At 71.5% G+C, this 17858-nt stretch carries 15 protein-coding genes; 6 read left to right on the plus strand and 9 right to left on the minus strand.

Annotated features, from left to right (window positions below; translation table 11 throughout):
• Positions 1-10: 10 nt before the first annotated feature.
• From ASD30_RS27850 to ASD30_RS15445, 5 genes are all read right to left on the minus strand, one after another.
• Positions 11-2971, minus strand: coding sequence for a helix-turn-helix transcriptional regulator (locus tag ASD30_RS27850; protein ID WP_162250981.1), 2961 nt, complete (start codon positions 2969-2971; stop codon positions 11-13).
• A 59-nt stretch (positions 2972-3030) separates the two neighbouring features.
• Positions 3031-3189: a hypothetical protein gene (locus ASD30_RS26655; protein WP_156388729.1), complete on the minus strand. Its 159-nt coding sequence runs from the start codon at positions 3187-3189 to the stop codon at positions 3031-3033.
• 84 nt (positions 3190-3273) lie between these two features.
• Positions 3274-4416, minus strand: a complete 1143-nt coding sequence (gene hutI / locus ASD30_RS15435) for an imidazolonepropionase (protein WP_056685079.1) — start codon at positions 4414-4416, stop codon at positions 3274-3276.
• A gap of 8 nt (positions 4417-4424) precedes the next feature.
• Positions 4425-5753 (minus strand): formimidoylglutamate deiminase, encoded by a 1329-nt coding sequence (locus tag ASD30_RS15440; protein ID WP_056683156.1) that lies wholly within the window; start codon positions 5751-5753, stop codon positions 4425-4427.
• Positions 5750-6970: an allantoate amidohydrolase gene (locus ASD30_RS15445; RefSeq protein WP_056683160.1), complete on the minus strand. Its 1221-nt coding sequence runs from the start codon at positions 6968-6970 to the stop codon at positions 5750-5752. The genes ASD30_RS15440 and ASD30_RS15445 overlap by 4 nt, the downstream gene beginning before the upstream one ends.
• A gap of 87 nt (positions 6971-7057) precedes the next feature.
• On the opposite strand from ASD30_RS15445, the gene ASD30_RS15450 reads away from it, so the two are divergent.
• The 5 genes from ASD30_RS15450 to ASD30_RS15470 all read left to right on the plus strand — a co-directional run bounded on the left by ASD30_RS15450 (position 7058) and on the right by ASD30_RS15470 (position 11962).
• Complete coding sequence (locus ASD30_RS15450; protein WP_056683163.1) at positions 7058-7651, plus strand: nitroreductase family protein; 594 nt, start codon at positions 7058-7060, stop codon at positions 7649-7651.
• A 16-nt stretch (positions 7652-7667) separates the two neighbouring features.
• The gene (locus tag ASD30_RS15455) at positions 7668-8996 is read left to right on the plus strand and encodes a M20/M25/M40 family metallo-hydrolase (protein ID WP_056683166.1); all 1329 of its coding nucleotides are present in this window, start codon (positions 7668-7670) and stop codon (positions 8994-8996) included.
• A complete protein-coding gene (locus tag ASD30_RS15460; protein ID WP_056683169.1) occupies positions 8993-10438 on the plus strand; it encodes an MFS transporter in 1446 nt (481 codons plus the stop codon). Before ASD30_RS15455 ends, ASD30_RS15460 begins: the two co-directional genes overlap by 4 nt.
• A complete protein-coding gene (locus ASD30_RS15465) occupies positions 10435-11325 on the plus strand; it encodes a hypothetical protein (protein WP_056683174.1) in 891 nt (296 codons plus the stop codon). The genes ASD30_RS15460 and ASD30_RS15465 overlap by 4 nt, the downstream gene beginning before the upstream one ends.
• A 109-nt stretch (positions 11326-11434) precedes the next feature.
• On the plus strand, positions 11435-11962 hold the full coding sequence (locus ASD30_RS15470; RefSeq protein ID WP_056683177.1) for a J-domain-containing protein: 528 nt from the start codon (positions 11435-11437) through the stop codon (positions 11960-11962).
• A 1-nt stretch (position 11963) separates the two neighbouring features.
• Here the strand turns inward: ASD30_RS15470 and ASD30_RS15475 are convergent, their stop codons facing one another.
• The 3 genes from ASD30_RS15475 to hutH are packed head-to-tail and all read right to left on the minus strand — an operon-like array spanning position 11964 to position 16046.
• Positions 11964-12722 carry an AAA family ATPase gene (locus ASD30_RS15475; RefSeq protein WP_056683179.1) on the minus strand — a complete coding sequence of 253 codons (759 nt, stop codon included), beginning with the start codon at positions 12720-12722 and terminating at the stop codon, positions 11964-11966.
• Positions 12723-12765: 43 nt separating this feature from the next.
• The gene (gene hutU / locus ASD30_RS15480; protein ID WP_056683182.1) at positions 12766-14466 is read right to left on the minus strand and encodes a urocanate hydratase; all 1701 of its coding nucleotides are present in this window, start codon (positions 14464-14466) and stop codon (positions 12766-12768) included.
• Positions 14463-16046, minus strand: a complete 1584-nt coding sequence (gene hutH, locus ASD30_RS15485) for a histidine ammonia-lyase (protein ID WP_056685082.1) — start codon at positions 16044-16046, stop codon at positions 14463-14465. The genes hutU and hutH overlap by 4 nt, the downstream gene beginning before the upstream one ends.
• Before the next feature lie 268 nt (positions 16047-16314).
• Here hutH and ASD30_RS15490 point away from each other — a divergent pair, with 268 nt between their 5' ends.
• Positions 16315-16875 (plus strand): hypothetical protein, encoded by a 561-nt coding sequence (locus ASD30_RS15490; RefSeq protein ID WP_056683185.1) that lies wholly within the window; start codon positions 16315-16317, stop codon positions 16873-16875.
• An 18-nt stretch (positions 16876-16893) separates the two neighbouring features.
• Here ASD30_RS15490 and ASD30_RS15495 read toward each other — a convergent pair whose 3' ends face one another.
• Positions 16894-17808, minus strand: a complete 915-nt coding sequence (locus ASD30_RS15495) for a sulfite exporter TauE/SafE family protein (RefSeq protein WP_056683188.1) — start codon at positions 17806-17808, stop codon at positions 16894-16896.
• Positions 17809-17858 lie beyond the last annotated feature (50 nt).

The raw sequence follows: 17858 nt of genomic DNA on the forward strand, positions 1-17858 counted from the left end.
GAGCCCAGGATCAGTCCCGGATGAGCCCGCGTCTGCGCCCGATCGCCGCGGCCTCGGTGCGCCCGGACGCGCCGAGCTTGCCGAGGATGTTGGACACGTGGACGCTGACCGTCTTCACACTGATGAACAGCTGCTTGGCGATCTCGCCGTTGGTGCGCCCGACCGCGACCAGGGTCAGGATCTCGGTCTCGCGGGGGGTCAGCGTGGTCGAGGCCGCCGACTCGGCCCGCACCGGCGTGGTGCCGAGCGACTTCAACGCGTCGAGGACAGGTTTGGCGCCGAGCGTCTGCGCGGACTCGCGGGCCAGGTCGGCCAGCTCGCGGGCTCCGGCCACGTCACCCGACGCCCGCAGCACCGACGCCAGGTGGGTGCGCGCCCAGGCCAGCTCGAGGGCGTGCCCGAAGTCCTCGAAGAGGATCACCGTCTCGCGCCAGATCTCGATGAGGTCGTCGACCGGCGGGGTGTCGATGCCGGCCAGCCAGCGGAAACGCAGGATCTCGGCGTCGAGCCGTTTGCCCCAGGCCCGCCCCTCGGGACCCCACAGCACCGCGGACTCCGCGGCCGCGTCGAGGACGCGGTGCCCGACGGCGAGCAGCTTCTCGGCGGTGGCGGCGTACGTCGCCCGTTCGTCGGTGCTCATCACCGGCACCGACGCCGAGAGGGCGGCGATGGTGACCGTGGACAAGCGCACCCGGGCCTGGAAGAGCTCGGGCCAGTTGGGGGTGAGCGTGTCGATGACCAGGTCGTGGGTGTCGACCACGGCCTGCGGCTTGGCGGCCCGTCCGAGCGCCTCGATCTCGACCGGCGCCGAGATGATCGCCAGCACCCCGTCGCGCGCCCAGTGCTTGCGCAGCCTGCGCAGCTCGGTCGCGTGCGCCCCACCGCGGGCGGTGAGGACGGCCAGCCGCAGCGCGACCAGCATGTCCTCGGCCATCGTCGGCGGCGACTGCCCGGTCATGTCGGTGAGCGCGAGCACCGACTCCCACATGCCGACCACGTAGGCGATCTGGGCGTGCTGGAACCGGCAGTCGAAGGCGTACGGCGCCCACGGCACGCCGGCCTCCTTGGCCCGTGCGGTGCCCCGGGCGAACGCCTCGCAGGCCTCGGTGAACCGGCCACGGTCCTGATAGGCGCGGCCGAGCAGATAGAGGGCGCGCAGCTCGGAGTTGATCGCACCGGTCTCGAGGCCGCGGCGTACGGCGTCCTCGAGGGCGACCTCGAGCTCTTCCATCGGCACTCGTTTGTCGAGGCCGACCATGGTCACCGTCACGTCGGCCGCGGTCTTCGACAGGCTGTGCGTCTCGGAGAGCGCGAGCGCCTCCATCGCGGCCTCGCGGGCGCGCTCCTTGGTGTCGCTGCCGAGCATCACCCGGGCGAAGATGGCCAGCAGCTTGGCCCGTCCGCGAGTCGGCTCGGTGGGGATGAGGGCATAGCCCTGCTCGGCATGCGCCTCCCAGTTGGCGTCGTTGTCGAACAGCTGGGCGGTCTGGGCAGCGGCCAGGTGCAGGTGGGCCAGCGCCTCGGGGTCGGTGTCGTCGGACAGGGAGGCCAGGTGTCGCTCGAGCAACGTCAGCCCGCGGTGGGGCTGGCCGACGGCGAGCAGGGCGTCGCTGGCCTTGACCACCAGGTCGGTCACGTCGATGTCGGCGGCGAGCTTCGGGTCGCTGGCGATCTCGAGGGCGTGCTCGTAGTGACGCGAGGCCTCTTGAGGCCCACCGACGGCCATCGCCTCGTCACCGGCACGGATGCTGGCATCAAGTGCGGTGGCGAAGTCGCGGGCCGCCCGGGCGTGGTGCGCGAGCTCGGCCGCCGTACCGCCGGCGCGACCGTCGCGCAGGGCCCCGGCGTACGACGCGTGCAGCCGGACCCGTTCGCCGGGGAGCAGGTCGTCGTAGATCGCCTCGGCCAGCAGGGCGTGGCGGAAGGCGTAGGCGTCGTCGCGCGAGGTGACCAGGACGTGGGAGTCGACCGCGGAGCGCAGGGCGCGGTCGAGGTCGCCCTCGGACACGCCACTGGCCTCGACGAGGAGGCGGTGGGAGACCCGGCGTCCGGCGACGGAGATGGCGCGCACCACCTGGCGGCCGACGTCGTCGAGCCGGTCGAGCCGGACCAGCAGCAGGTCGGCGAGGTCCTCGGGGACACGGGAGGCCCAGGTCGCGCCGACCAGCTCCTCGACGAAGAAGGCGTTGCCCTCGGCGCGGTCGACGATGTCGGAGACACCGGACTCGGTGAGGGTGTCGGGGTGCAGCTCGCGGATCAGCTCGCGCACGGCTGCCGGGCCGAGGGGGCTGAGCATGAGGCGCTCGACGCCGCGGATGCGGGACCACTCGGCAACCTGGGCACGCAGGGGGTGGCGGCGGTGCAGGTCTTCGGCGCGGTAGCTGACCACCATCGCGACCGGCTCGAGGAAGGGCCGGCTGCACAGGAAGCTGATCAGGTCGCGGGTGGACTGGTCGGCCCAGTGGGCGTCTTCGATCACCAGCAGCGTCGGGGCCTTCGCGGCGGCGGCCTCGAGCAGGGCGTGCACGGCCTCGAAGATGTCGGAGCGGTCGACCGAGCCCTCTCCGGCGTCGCCGCTGAGCATGCGGCGGCCGGGTTGGAGGCGGCCGAGGCCCGGGTGCATGCCGGCGACGGTGTCGACCACGTCGGGCAGGTCGGTGGCCAGGCGGCCCATCACCTCGGAGAACGGGAGGTAGGGCAGGGCGCTGTCGCCGAAGTCGAGGCAGTGGCCGGCGACGACCTGCCAGCCCTCGGCGAAGGCGACGTCGCGCAGCTCGGTCAGCAGGCGGGTCTTGCCGACCCCGGCGTCACCGGCCAGGAGCACGACATTCGGTTGGGCATTGGACTGGGCAGTGGGCTGGGCGTTCTGGCGCGCCTCGACCCTCGGCGGACGGACTCCGAGCATTTCGCTGAGCTCAGCGAGTTCGGTGTCGCGTCCGACGAGGGCCTGTTGAGTTCCGAGAGACGCCACGTCCCCCATGATGCCGGGTTCGTGGGTGGTTTCGCTCGCGGGTTTCACCCGCACGGTGCTCAACTCGCGATGTCGTCGTCCAGTGGGCGGCGTACTGAAGGGATTCGGTCCGCGTCGCGCAGCTTGCGACGACGGCGGACGGGCTTCCACAGCTCACGGTTCCGGTTGTTGCGGTAGTCGATCTCGGCGTTGGCGTAGTAGATGCTGTTCGTGTCCATGCCACAGAGACTGCGCGCCTGAGGTAGGCCACCACATGGGGCGTGAGCCCTAGGTGGGCTCCTGGGTGCCTCAGATCCGGGGGGTCAGATTCGCCGACCCGCCACCCATGTCTCCTGCACAAGTGGTACGCCGGGCCGGTAGGCCAGGTGCAGGTGGTTCGGGGCGTCGAGGACGGCGAAGTCGGCCCGGCTCCCGACCGTCAGCGTGCCGACGTCGTCGCGGGCCAGGGCCCCGGCTCCACCGCGCGTGGCGGCGTCGAGCGCCTGAGTCGGGGTCAGCCCCATCTCGCGTACGGCGAGGGCGATGCAGAACGGCATGGAGCTGGTGAAGCACGACCCGGGGTTGCAGTCGGTGGCGATCGCGATCGACACCCCGGCCGCCAGCAGGGCACGCGCATCGGGGAACGGGTGCTTCGTGGAGAACTCGACCCCGGGGAGCAGGGTGGCGATCGTGCCGCTCTGGGCCAGCGCGTCGACGTCGGCGCGACTGAGGTAGGTGCAGTGGTCGACCGCGGTGAGCCCGAGCTCGCAGGCGAGCTGCACGCCGGGGCCCTCTCCGAGCTGGTTGGCGTGCATGCGGCCCCGCAGTCCGGCGGCGATCCCGGCCCCGAGGACGGTGCGGGCCTGGTCGGCGTCGAAGGCGCCGGTCTCGCAGAACACGTCGACCCATCTGGCGTGTGGTGCCGCCGCGGCCAGCATCGGGCCGGTGACCAGGTCGACGTACTCCTCGGGAGTGGTGCCGTCGGGCACGACGTGGGCGCCGAGGAACGTGGTCTCGTCGGTGAACTGTCGCGCGACGGCCAGCGACCTGGCCTCGTCGAGGACGCTGAGTCCGTAGCCGCTCTTGATCTCGAGGGTGGTGGTGCCCTGCCGGCGCATCTCCTGCACCAGCCGGCCCACGTGGGAGGTGAGCTGTTCGTCGGTGGCGGCGCGCGTCGCACGCACCGTCGTACGGATGCCGCCGGCGGCGTAGGCCTCGCCGGCCATCCGCGCGGTGAACTCCTTGGCCCGGTCGCCGGCGAAGACGAGGTGGCTGTGGCTGTCGACGAAGCCCGGGATGACGGCCCGGCCGCCGACGTCGTACGTCGCGTCGGCTTCCGGTGCGTCGATCGCCGGGCCCACCCAGGCCACCTTGCCGTGCTCGACGACCATCGCCGCCCGGTCGAGGGTGGGCCGGTCGTGCTGCCAGGTGACCAGCTCGCCGATGTTGGTGACCAGGGTGCTCATCGGACTGCTCATCGGACTCCTTCGATCGCGGCCTGCAGTTCGTGGCCGATCTCGTGACGGGTGGCTGCGGTCTCGTGGAGCACGCCGTCGACCATCACCGAGCGGACGTCCTCGGCGACGGCTGCGAAGACCGCCGTCTCGGGGCCGGCGCCGGTGCCGGCGGTGCGCGGGCTGGTCAGGTCGAGGGTGACCAGGTCGGCGCGCTGCCCGACCGCGATGCGGCCGGCGTCGGGGAAGCCCAGGCTGGCGTGGCCCTCGTGGGTGGCGGCGTGCAGCAGGTCGATCGCCGTCCAGTGGCCGCGCTTCTGGGTGGCCAGGCGCTCGTCGAGCTCGACCGCGCGCATCTCCTCGAACGGGTCGATCACCGCGTGGCTGTCGGACCCGAGGGTCAGCCGGGCGCCGTGGTCGGCCAGGGCGCGGGCCGGTCCGACGCCGTCGCCGAGGTCCCGTTCGGTGGTCGGGCAGAAGCAGGCGCGGGCCTGTGACCCGCCGAGCAGGGCCAGGTCGTGGTCGGTGAGGTGGGTGGCGTGGACCGCGCTGGTCATCTCGCCCAGGGCGCCGGCACCCTCGAGCAGCTCGGTCGGCGTGCAACCGTGGGCGGCCAGGCACTGCTCGTTCTCGGCGACCTGCTCGCTGAGGTGCACGTGGAGGGGTTTGCCTCGTGCTTGGTGGGAAACGGTCGGGATCTGGTCCTTCGGGACGGCGCGCACGGAGTGGATCGCGGCACCGATGACGGTCGAGTCATCGCCCTTCAGTGCGTCCACACGCTCCGCCCAGCGGTCCGCGTCACCGTCGGAGTAGCGCACCTGCACGCCCTCGGGCTCCTTGCCGATACCGGACGCGAGGTAGCACGTGTCGAGCAGCGCGATCCGGATCCCGGCGTCCCTCGCCGCGGCGATCAGCGCGTGGCCCATCTCGTTCGGGTCGGCGTACGCCGTGCCGTCGGGCTGGTGGTGCAGGTAGTGGAACTCACCCACCGCGGTGATGCCCGCGGCGAGCATCTCGCGGTAGGTGGCCCGGGCCAGTTCGTAGTACGTCTCCGGGGTCAGGCGCTCGGCGACGGCGTACATCTGCTCGCGCCAGGTCCAGAAGCTGCCCAGGCCGCCCCGCGTGTGACTGCCCTGCGTGTGGCCGCGCAGGGCCCGGTGGAACGCGTGTGAGTGGCAGTTCGCCAGCCCCGGGAGGCTCAGCCCGGCCAGCCGGATCGGCCGCGCGTCCCCGTCGCCCGTGTGCCGGGGGAGTACGTCGACGAAGCGGCCGTCCTCGACCGTCACGACGACGTCGTCCTCGACCCGATCGCCGACCAGTGCCTTCTCCAGCAGGTAGGACGTGCTCACCCGGCCGCACCCTCTCCAGCCAGTCTTTCCAGCGTCGTGGCGAGTGCCTCGACGCCGACCAGGCAGTCGGCGGTCTCGGCGAACTCGGCAGGCGAGTGGGAGACCCCGGTGGGGTTGCGGACGAAGAGCATCGCGGTCGGGATGCCCGCGGCGGAGAGGACGCCGGCGTCGTGGCCGGCCTGGGTCGGGATGATCGGCCAGTCACCGACAGCGTGGCCGGTCGCGAGCCGCCTGGCCAGGTCGTCGTCGAAGTGCACCGCCCCGGAGACCGACTCCGCGGTCACCGCCAGCACTGTGCCGTCGAGTCCGGCCCGGTCGTGGCCCATCCGCTCGATCTCGGCCATCAGCGCCGCCAACGAGTCGTCGGTGGCGCAGCGCGCGTCGAGCCAGGCGGTGACCCTCGAGGGCACGGCGTTGGTGCCGTTGGGGACGGCCTCGATGCGGCCGAACGTGGCCCGCTCCCCCGACAGCCTGGCCTGCTTGTTGGCCGCCAGGGCGGTCATCGCGTAGGTCAGCATCGGGTCGTGCCGGTCCTCCATGCGGGTGGTGCCGGCGTGGTTGGCCTCGCCGGTGAAGTCGAAGCGGTAGCGCCCGTGGGGCCAGATCTCGCTGGCCACACCCACGGCCGCGCCACGGTCGACGAGGTCGCGGCCCTGCTCGACGTGCAGCTCGACGAAGACCCCGACGTTCTCGAGCAGGTGACCGGTGCCGAGCTCGGGCTCCAGACCGGCCGCCGACATCGCGTCGAGCAACGGGACGCCGGCGCGGTCACGCAGCTCCCGGGCCTGCTCGGGAGTGGTGGCACCGGTCATCAGGCGCGAGCCGAGACAGGCGAGCCCGAAGCGTGAGCCCTCCTCCTCGACGAAGGCGCCGATGCCGATGGGACGCGCGGGCACGAAGCCACGGTCGCGCAGGTGATCGATCGCCGCGAACGACGAGACCACGCCCAGCGGACCGTCGTACGCCCCGCCGTCGAGCACGGAGTCGAGGTGGGAGCCGGTGAGGACGCCCGGACCCCCCGCCGACGCGGCGCGCCACCAGCCGATCGTGTTGCCGTTGCCGTCGGACTCGACCTCGAGCCCGCGGGTCGCACACTGCTCGAGGAACCAGGCGTGGCACTCGCGCTCTGCGGATCCGAAGGGTTGTCGGAAGTAGCCGCCGCTGCTCGCCGAGCGTCCGATCGGGTCGAGGTCACGCCACAGCTGCTCGAAGGTCACCCCGACAGTCCACCGGTCGCGGGTCCCCGGGTCAACGCGGCCCGCCCGCGACGCGTCTCGGATCCGAGACGTGGGATGCTCCCGCCCATGGAGTTCAGTGAGGTCGTCCGACGACGGCGCATGGTTCGGCGGTACGACGACCGCCCGGTCGACCCGGCCGTGCTGGACCGGATGCTCGAGCACGCCACCCGCGCACCGAGCGCCGGATTCACCCAGGGCTGGGCGTTCCTGCGTCTGGACACCCCCGAGTCGGTGGCGCGGTTCTGGCGCGCCACCAGCCCCGACGAGGGCGCGAGCAACGACTGGCTGGACGGCATGCGCACGGCGCCGGTGGTGATCGTGCCGCTGTCCCACAAGGACGCCTACCTGACCCGCTACGCCGAGGAGGACAAGGAGTCCTCCCACCAGCGCTGGCCGGTGCCCTACTGGCACATCGACACCGGCATGGCGGCCATGCTGATCCTGCAGACCGCGGTCGACGAGGGCCTCGGTGCGTGCTTCTTCGGCATCCCCGACGGGTGCACGCAGTCGTTCCGCGACGAGTTCGGCGTACCGCCGGAGTTCAAGCCGATCGGCGCGATCACCGTCGGCCACCGGCTCCCCGACACCGGCTCGAAGGGATCGCCCTCGCGGCGCAGGCGAAGGGCAGTGGACGAAGTCGTGCACCGCAACGGCTGGTAGCGCATAGGGTCGCGCCATGGGAGACCCCAGCACGCCGATCGGGCGGCTCCAGGCACTGATCCGCATACCGACGGTGTCGTACGCCGACCGCGCGCGCACCGACACGACGGCGTTCGAGGAGTTCGCCCGGCAGCTGGCCGAGAGCTTCCCCCTGCTGCACGCGAAACTCGACAGGACCGTCGTGCTCGACCACGGCCTGCTCTTCCACTGGCGAGGCGCCAGCGACGCCAGGCCCGTCGTACTCATGGCGCACATCGACGTCGTCCCCGTCGAGGAGTCCGACACCTGGCAGCACCCGGCATTCGGCGCCGAGATCCACGACGGCGTGCTCTGGGGCCGGGGCACCCTCGACGACAAGGGCTGCCTGGCCGGCATCTGCGAGGCGGTCGAATCCCTGCTGGGGCAGGGATTCACGCCCGCGCAGGACGTCTGGCTCAGCTTCGGCTGCGACGAGGAGGTGATGGGCAAGGCCGCCCCCGAGGCGGTCCGCATCCTCACCGAACGTGGCGTCGAGCCGTGGTTCGTGCTCGACGAGGGCGGCGCCGTCGCCTACGACGCCTTCCCAGGTGTCTCGAAGCCACTGGCCGTCATCGGCGTCACCGAGAAGGGCATCACCAACGTCCGGCTCACCGTCGAGGGCCGCGGCGGGCACGCCAGCATGCCGACGAGGATGGACACCACGGCCCGTCTGGCCCGGGCCATCCTCCGGCTCGACCAGAGCCCGTTCCCCAGCTCGGTGCCCGAGCCCACGGTGGAGATGTTCCGACGCCTGGCGGCGCACCTGCCGCTGCCCCTGCGGCCGATCGCCCGCAACGTCGACCGGCTCAGGCCCGCGCTGGCCCGGGCACTGGTGGCGGCCGGCCCCGAGTCCGCCGCCATGACGCGTACGACGACCGTGGTCACCACGCTGAGCGGATCGCCGGCCAACAACGTGATCGCCTCGCGGGCCACCGCAGGCATCAACGTGCGGATCATGGTCGGCGACACCGTGGCCGGGGTGGTCGACCGGATCCGCACGGTGGTCAACGACAAACGGGTCAAGGTCGACATCGTCGAGAGCAACGAGCCGAGCCCGCTCTCCCCGACCGACGACGACGCGTTCCGGCTGCTCGAGGCCACCATCGCGACCACGTTCCCCGACGCGGTCGCGACGCCGTACGTGATGATGGGCGCGACAGACTCCCGCTTCTTCACCGCGATCTGCCCGCGGGTCTATCGGTTCGCGCCGTTCCGGATGACCAAGGCGCAACGCGAGTCGATCCACAGCTACGACGAACGCATCGGGGTGGACGACTACCTCGAGGGTGTCGGCTTCTACCGGCGCCTGGTCAAGGGAATCCGATGACGCAGCCGATGGCACCGGCGCAGCAGAAGGGCCCGGTCGTCCCCGGGCTGTGGGCGATCGTCGGCTTCCTGGTCTGCGTCGAGCTGGCCAGCGGCGTGCTGCAGGGCTACTACACGCCGATCTTCAGTGACATCGCCGACCACCTCGGCATCCGTGACGCCGACGTCAACTGGTTCGAGGCCGCCCAGCTGATCCTCTCCGCCCTCGTCGTACCGCTGCTGGCCCGCCTGGGCGACCTGATCGGCCACCGCAACGTGCTGCTCATCTCGACCGCGGTGACCGCGTTCGGCTCGTGGATGCTCGCTTTCTCGCCGTCGTTCACCACGTTCCTGATCGGCTGGGCGCTCCAGGGCGCGTACGTCGTGTGGTTGCCGCTCGAGGTCGCGATCATCCACCGCCGCACCGCCGCGTCGGGCCAGCAGACGGTGCTCACCCGTCGGGCCGCGGCGTTCCTCGTCGCGGCGCTCGAGACCGGCGTGATCATCGGCGCGCTGACCAGCGGCGCACTGGTCGAGGCGACGTCCATGACGTTCCTGCTGTCGCTGCCGGCGATCGTGGTCACCGCGTGCTTCTTCGTGATCTGGTTCGGCATCGAGGACGTCCGCGGCGTCTCGTCCGGCGGCGTCGACCTGCCCGGCCTCGGCCTGATCACACTCACCCTCGGGCTGGTGATGGGCGGCCTGATCGTGGTCCGCCTCCAGGGCGTCGACAGCCTGCTCGCGTGGGGCCTGATCGTTCTCGGTGCACTGAGTCTCGTGCCGTTCATCCGCTACGAGGCAGGCCAGTCCGAGCCGTTGATCGACGTACGCCTCTTCGCCCGGCCGGACCAGTGGCCGATCCAGCTCACCGCGTTCCTGTTCGGCATGTCGGTGCTCGGCGCGCAGATCCCGCTGTCGACGTTCGCCCGCACCGAACCCGCGGAGGCCGGCTACGGCCTCCGCGCCGACGCCGGCTTCGTGTCCACCCTGATCGGGTTGTACGTCGTCGCACTGGTGATCGGCGCGCTCACCCTGCCGCTCGTGGCGCGCGTGGTGGGTGCCCGCGGCGCGATGATCGTCGGCTGCCTGCTGGTGGCCCTCGGCTACGCCCTGTTCCTGCCGTTCCACGACTCCACCGCACAGGCGCTGATCAACATGGCGGTGGCCGGCATCGGCTCCGGCGCACTCGTGGCGGCGCTGCCCGCTGCGGCCGCGGCGGCCGCACCACCCGAGCGCACCGGCTTCGCCACCGGCATGACGAATGCCACCAAGACTGTCGGCGGGGCCATCGCTTCGGCGGTCTTCGCGATCGCGCTCTCGGCGACCGGATCCCTCGAAGGGCCTGAGGAGGGGCATGCCGCGCTCGGCGGCTACCTCACCGTATGGTCGGTGTGCGCCGCAGCCGCCCTGATCGCGGCACTGGCGCTCTTCGTCATCCCCAAGGAGCCCCAGGAGCCAGAGTGACCGATGAACGACGCCGGACCCACGTCCCTCGCCTTCCCGGCCCGCTCACCTTCCTGCTGGTCCTGATCGCCGCACTGCTGCTCCCCCTCGCCCTGGTGAGCAGCTGGACCGCAGCGGTGGTCACCGACACCGACGAGTACGTCGAGACGGTGACGCCGCTGGCCGAGGACCCGCACGTGCTGGCCGGCGTACGCCGCGAGCTCGAGATCGCAGCCGTCCGGGCGATGGCGCGAACTCCCGCGGCTGGCCAGCAGACCACCCAGGTCAACCGGGTGATCAAGCAGGTCACCTCCGACAGGCGCTTCCGCACCGTCTGGGCCAGCGCCAACCGCACCGTGCACCAGCAGGCGATCGCCGTCCTGGAGAACGACAACAGCAACGTCGACACCTCGGGCAGCTACGTCACCATCGACCTCGAGCCGCTGGTCACCTACCTCGAGCGCGACCTCGACCGGTCGGGCATCCCGACGCCGCGGGTGGCGGGCGCGACGTTCATCAACGTCATGAAGACCTCCGACCTGGAGAAGTTCCGCAGCGGCTACGTCGCGATCGACCGGCTCGGCTACTGGCTGCCGATCGCCTGGGTGGTGCTGGTGATCGTGCTGCTGCTGACCGCGCGCCGCCGCCTGGCGACGCTCGGCCGCCTGGCCGTCGGGTCGATCATCACGCTGTTGCTGCTCGCCGCCGTACTGTCCGTCGCGCGCGACCGGGTCGTCGAACGCTCGCCGGACGAGGACCTGCTCGGCGCGGTGTGGGACACGTTGGCGTCGTCGCTCTGGACCAGCCTGTGGACGCTGGTGATCGTCGCGGCCGCGACGCTGCTGGTGCGCATCGTGGTCGGTGTCGTGCTGAGGACGCGGAACCGGGGCCACGCGCTGCCCCGGTGACGCCCGAGAGGCCACCGGGGTTGCGCAGCACGCACCTCTTGCCCCCTCGGTCGCGCCCCAAACCCACGTAGTCTGGAGCCGGAGCTCCCGTCGACGAGGAGGTGGCGACGTGTCCGCGAGTGAGAACCAGCCCGAGGACCGACCCGAGAGAAGTACGCCTGAGGGCAGTGCCGCCGCGGCTGCCCGCATGCGCCAACCGCACCTGTGGGTCGACCTGCAGGTCAAGCAGGCGATGGAGCGCGGCGAGTTCGACGACCTGCCCGGCGCGGGCAAGCCGATCGACGACCTCGGCGAGCACCACGACCCCGACTGGTGGCTCAAGAAGCTGGTCGAGCGCGAGAAGATCAGCATCCTGCCGCCCGCCCTGGCGCTGCGCAAGGAAGACCTCGAGCTCGAGTCCGTGCTCGACAAGCAGGCCGGCGAGAAGCAGGTCCGCTCGACGCTCGAGGACTTCAACCGCCGCATCGTCAACGCCCGCCGGCAGCTCGAGGGTGGCCCCCCGGTGGTCACGGCCCTGCGTGACGTCGAGGCCGAGGTGGAGGCGTGGCGCACTCGTCGTACGGCGAAGCGCGAAGCTGCCGCGGCCCGTCAACGCGAGACGGACGAGGGTCGACGACGCTGGTGGCGCAGGGGCTGACCTACGACCCGTCGTCGGCGAGCCGGTCGATCGCCACTGCGCGTGCGAGGTCGTCGGCGGGCAGCCTGACCTCGCGGACGATCTCGGCGCCCTCGCGACGCCACACTTCGGCGGCACCGACCCCGCGCAACGCGGGCTTCTCCCAGTCGGCGTTGTCGATCACGACGTCGGCCAGCCCGACCGGATCGCACGTCTCGCGGTAGATCTCCTGGGCGCGCAGGTAGCGCTGCTGGTCCGGGTGCGCGAGGTCGGCCGGCGTGCCGTCACGCTCCGACATCCGGGCCACCGTCACCTCGGGCGGCACGTCGAGGTAGACCGCGAGGTCCCACCGGCCCACCAGCTCGGGACGCTGCAGGAATACCCCGTCGACCACGAGGATCCCCTGCGCAGGAACGCTGGCCGGCTGCGGCTCGACGTACGCATCGGTGTCGACGTCGTGCCAGACCGGGGTGTACGTCGACCCCGCGCCGGCACGCCACGGGTCGAGCAGCTCGCGGTGCATCGCGCGGTAGTCGAAGTGCCGGCCCCACACCGCTTCCGGCGTCCGCCCGAGCGCGTGGCGGTGCTCGCGGGGGTGGTGGAAGTGGTCGACCGACGAGCGCGCCACGGGCCGGCCGCGAGCCGCGAGCTCGTCGACCAGTGCCCGGGCGAAGTGCGTCTTGCCGGAGCCGTCCGGGCCGTCGATGCCGACCAGCACCGGCCGGCGTACGTCGGCGACGAGGTCGGCGACCGCTGCCACGACCTCCCGGGACTCACTCATCCCGTCATCCTGCCAGCAGTGCTGGCAGTGTTTCTGGAAGCGGTCAGGACTCCTGCATCGGGATGCGTACGTCGCGTTCGGCCGCGACCTCGGCGGCCAGCTCGTAGCCGGCGTCGACGTGGCGGATCACGCCCATGCCGGGGTCGTTGGTCAGCACCCGCTCGATCTTCTGCGCGGCCAGGTCGGTGCCGTCGGCGACGCAGACCTGCCCGGCGTGGATCGAACGGCCCATGCCGACGCCGCCACCGTGGTGGATCGAGACCCAGCTCGCGCCGGACGCGGTGTTGACCAGTGCGTTGAGCAGCGCCCAGTCGGCGATCGCGTCGGAGCCGTCCTTCATCGCCTCGGTTTCCCGGTAGGGCGAGGCGACGGAGCCGCAGTCGAGGTGGTCGCGTCCGATCACGATCGGCGCCTTGAGCTCGCCGGAGGCGACCATCTCGTTGAACTTCAGGCCGGCGCGGTGGCGGTCGCCGTACCCGAGCCAGCAGATGCGGGCGGGCAGGCCCTGGAACGCGACCCGCTCGCCGGCCATGTCGATCCACTTGTGCAGGCGGGCGTACTCCGGCTTCTCGTCGGCCGGGAAGAGCTCCTTGATCGCCCGGTCGGTGGCCGCGATGTCGGCCGGGTCGCCGGAGAGTGCGGCCCAGCGGAACGGGCCCTTGCCCTCGCAGAACAGCGGGCGGATGTAGGCCGGCACGAAGCCTGGGAACTCGAACGCCCGGTCGTAGCCGCCCTTGCGGGCCTCGTCGCGGATCGAGTTGCCGTAGTCGAAGACCTCGGCACCGGCGTCCTGGAACTCCACCATCGCCCGCACGTGCGTGGCCATCGAGGCCTGGGCCTCCTTGGTGAAGCCCTCGGGGTCTGCCTCGCGCCGGGCCTGCCACTCCTCGAACGGCACACCCACCGGAAGGTAGAACAGCGGGTCGTGGGCGGAGGTCTGGTCGGTGACGATGTCGATGGGGGCGCCCTGCTCGAGCAGCCGGGGCAGCAGCTCGGCCGCGTTGCCGAGCACGCCGATCGACAGCGGCTTGCGGGCGTCGCGGGCCTCGACGGCCAGCTCCAGGGCGTGGTCGAGGTCGCGGGCCTGCACGTCGAGGAAGCGGTGCTCGATGCGGCGGGTGATGCGGGACTGGTCGCACTCGATGCAGATCGCGACGCCGTCGTTCATGGTGACCGCCAGCGGCTGCGCGCCACCCATGCCGCCGAGTCCGGCGGTCAGCGTGATGGTCCCGGCCAGCGTGCCGCCCTCTCCGGCGATCGAGCTCGTCGAGATCTTGTCCGCCACCGCGGCGAAGGTCTCGAACGTGCCCTGCAGGATGCCCTGGGTGCCGATGTAGATCCACGAGCCCGCGGTCATCTGGCCGTACATCGTCAGCCCGAGGTCCTCGAGTCGACGGAACTCCTCCCAGTTGGCCCAGTCGCCGACCAGGTTGGAGTTGGCGATCAGCACCCGCGGCGCCCACTCGTGGGTGCGCATGACGCCGACCGGCTTGCCGCTCTGGACGAGCATCGTCTCGTCGTCCTCGAGGGTGCGCAGCGTGCGCACCAGGGCGTCGTACGCCTCCCAGTTGCGGGCCGCCTTGCCGGTGCCGCCGTAGACCACGAGGTCCTCGGGGCGCTCGGCGTTCTCGGGGTCGAGGTTGTTCATCAGCATCCGCAGCGGGGCTTCGGTCTGCCACGACTTCGCGGTCAGCTCGGTGCCGTGCGGCGCGTGGATCGGCAGGCGCGGGTTCTGCTCAGTCACTTGAGTTCTCCGATCACTGATTCGGCGGCGGCCAGCACCGCTCCGGACTGGACGAGCGAGACGGCGGTCTCGATCTCGGGCGAAAGATGGCGGTCGGGGCCGGGGCCCTGCACCCCCGCGTCGCGGAGGAGTCGTACGACGGCACCGGTGGCCGGCGACGGTTCGAGCGGGGCCCGCATGTCGAGCGCACGGGCGGCGGTGAGCACCTCGATGGCGACGACCCGGGTGAGCCCGTCGACGGATCGGCGCAGCTTGCGGGCGGCCGACCAGCCCATGGAGACGTGGTCCTCCTGCATGGCGCTCGACGGGATGGAGTCGACCGATGCCGGGTTGGCCAGGCGCTTGAGCTCGGAGACGATCGCGGCCTGGGTGTACTGCGCGATCATGTGGCCGCTGTCGACGCCCGGGTCGTCGGCCAGGAACGGGTTCAGCCCGTGGTTGCGCGCCTTGTCGAGGAACCGGTCGGTACGGCGTTCGCTGATCGAGGCGACGTCGGCGGCGATGATCGCCAGGAAGTCGAGCACGTAGGCGACCGGGGCACCGTGGAAGTTCCCGTTGGACTCGACCCTCGCGCCCTGGCCGTCGCTGGCCGCGAGCACGACGGGGTTGTCGACGGCACTGGCCAGCTCGCGGCCGGCCACCTGCGCGGCGTACTCGACGGTGTCACGGGCCGCGCCGTGCACCTGCGGCGAGCAGCGCAGCGAGTAGGCGTCCTGAACCCGGTTGCACTGTGTCCCATCTTCTGGGGAGCCGCGGTGCGAGGCGACGATGCCGGACTCGGCCATCAGCGAGGTCAGGTTGGCCGCCGACAGCGCCTGCCCGGGGTGCGGGCGGATCGCCTGCAGCTCGGGGGCGAAGACCCGGTCGGTGCCGAGCTGGCCCTCGACGGACATGGCGGCCGCGATGTCCGCCGTACGCAGGAGCATGCGCAGATCGGCGATCGCCATCACCAGCATGCCGAGCATGCCGTCGGTGCCGTTGATCAGCGCGAGGCCCTCCTTGGCCGCCAGCTCGACCGGCTTCAGCCCGGCGGCGGCGAGCGCGTCGGCGGCGGGCATCAGGGTGCCGGCGGCGTCGCGGACCTCGCCCTCGCCCATCAGCGCGAGTGCGCAGTGGCTCAGCGGTGCCAGGTCGCCGGAGCAGCCGAGGGAGCCGTACTCGTGCACGACCGGGGTGATGCCGTGGGTGAGCAGGTCGGCCATCAGCTGCGCGGTCTCGAGGCGGATGCCGGTGTGCCCGGTGGCCAGGGTCGAGAGCCGGAGCAGCATCAGCCCGCGGGTCACCTCGCGCTCGACCTCGGGGCCGGAGCCCGCGGCGTGCGAGCGCACGAGCGACTTCTGCAGCTGGGCCCGCATCTCGGTGGGGACGTGGCGGGTGGCCAGGGCGCCGAACCCTGTCGAGATGCCGTACGTCGGGGTCTCGCCGGCGGCCAGCTCCTCGATCACCTCGCGGGCCTGGTTGATCGCGGCCTGCGCGTCCTCGCCGAGGGTGACCGCGGCGCCGTCGCGGGTGACGGCGACGAGCTCTTCGAACGAAACCGGGCCGGTGCCCACGGTGATACCAACTGCGACGGTGTCCATGCCGACCATCCAACTCCGGTCCGGCACCCCCGACCAGTGCCTACCGCCGCCCACAGTCTCGAATCCCAGACTCCCCCTCCCTCCCCTCCGCGAACCGTGTGTCGTTGATGCGCGAACCGCGTGTCGTTGATGCGCGAACACCGGATTCTTGTTGCGCGACACAAATCTCGACAAGAAGGTGCAAGACCGGATCGGACGGGTACCGGACACCCTTGGGCGGCGCCTGCACCCCGGGCGCGCGCCACCCGCCAACAGGTTGGAGATTCCCGTGGAGACCAGCACGATCATCTGGATCATCGTCGCCGTAGTCGTCGTACTGGCGCTGGCGGCCGTGATCGCCGCACTGATCAACAAGCAGCGGGCCGAGTCACGTCGGGCCCGGGCCGACGAGTTGCGCCACGAGGCAGCCGGCCGGGCCGGCAGCCTTCAGAACACGGACCAGGAAGCGCGAGCCGCCCAGGCGGAGGCCGATCAGGTCCGACTCGAGGCCGAGCGTGCCGAACAGCGGGCCGCCGAGAAGCAGCGCGCCGTCGACCAGCAGCAGGCCGACGTCGAGGGCAGGGTGCGCGAGGCAGACCGCCTCGACCCGGACGTCGACCACAAGGCGAAGGACTACTCACCCACCACCCCGGACCCGACGCCCCAGCCGGGCTCGACCACCCACATGGGCACGACTCACTCCGCCGGAACGGGCGACCCGAGCCACGCGCCGCAGCACCCACAGGGCACCCTCGCGAATCCCGACGGCACGCTGACCTACCCCGACGGGAGCCTGCGCAACAGCGACGGCAGCCTCTTCGACCTCAACGGGCCCAATCACCGCGCCTGACGCCTGCGCCACGGTTGGTCAGGCGGGAGCCAGGGCCTCGTCGGCGTCGGCGTCGGCGTCGGCGGCAAGCTGCTCACGAGCGAGGCGCTCCTGCTTGACGGCCCAGACGATGCCGCTGATCCAGGCCGCGGCCAGGCCCGCGACGATCGCCCAGACCGTGGAGGTCTCGAGGCCGAGCGACTCGAGGATCGTGCGCGCGTTGGTGACCACGATCAGGCCACCAGCGGCCACGCCGAGCACGCGGGCGGGGAGGACCCGCACGAGCCAGGCGGCGATCGGGGCGGCCACGACGCCACCAGCGAGAAGCGCCACGGCGTAGCCCCACTCGATGCCCGACGAGCCGAGCGCGAGGATGAAGCCGAGCGAGCCGCCGACCGCGACCACGAACTCCGAGGTGTCGATCGAGCCGATCACCTTGCGCGGCTCGAGGCGACCCGAGGAGAGCAGCGACGTCGTGCCCACCGGACCCCAGCCACCGCCGCCGATCGCGTCGAGCGCGCCACCGAAGAGTCCCATCGGGGCCAGGAACGCGACCGACGGCCGCTCCTTGAACTGCGGACGGCGACCGCCGAGCACCAGGAATCGCCAGATCACGTAGGCACCGAGGACCAGCAGGATCCCGCCGACGATCGGCTTGGCCGCGTCACCGTCGAGACTGACCAGGAACGTGGCTCCAGCGAACGCTCCCACGAATCCCGGTACGGCGAGGATGCCGACCGTGCGCCAGTCGACGTTGCCGAACTTCGCGTGCGAGGCACCGGAGACCAGCGACGTGCCGATCTCGGAGAAGTGGACGGCGGCAGACGCGGCAGCCGGGGCGACACCCGCGGCCAGCAGCAGCGACGAGGAGGTCACGCCGTAGGCCATGCCGAGCGAGCCGTCGATGAGCTGCGCAAGCAGCCCGACGACGCCGAGGACGAGGAGTTTCCGCATTGCCGGAGTCCCTTCGATAGTGGATCAAGGTGATTGGCTTTGTTTATATA

The organism is Nocardioides sp. Root140 (genome assembly GCF_001426745.1).
Lineage (GTDB): Bacteria > Actinomycetota > Actinomycetes > Propionibacteriales > Nocardioidaceae > Nocardioides.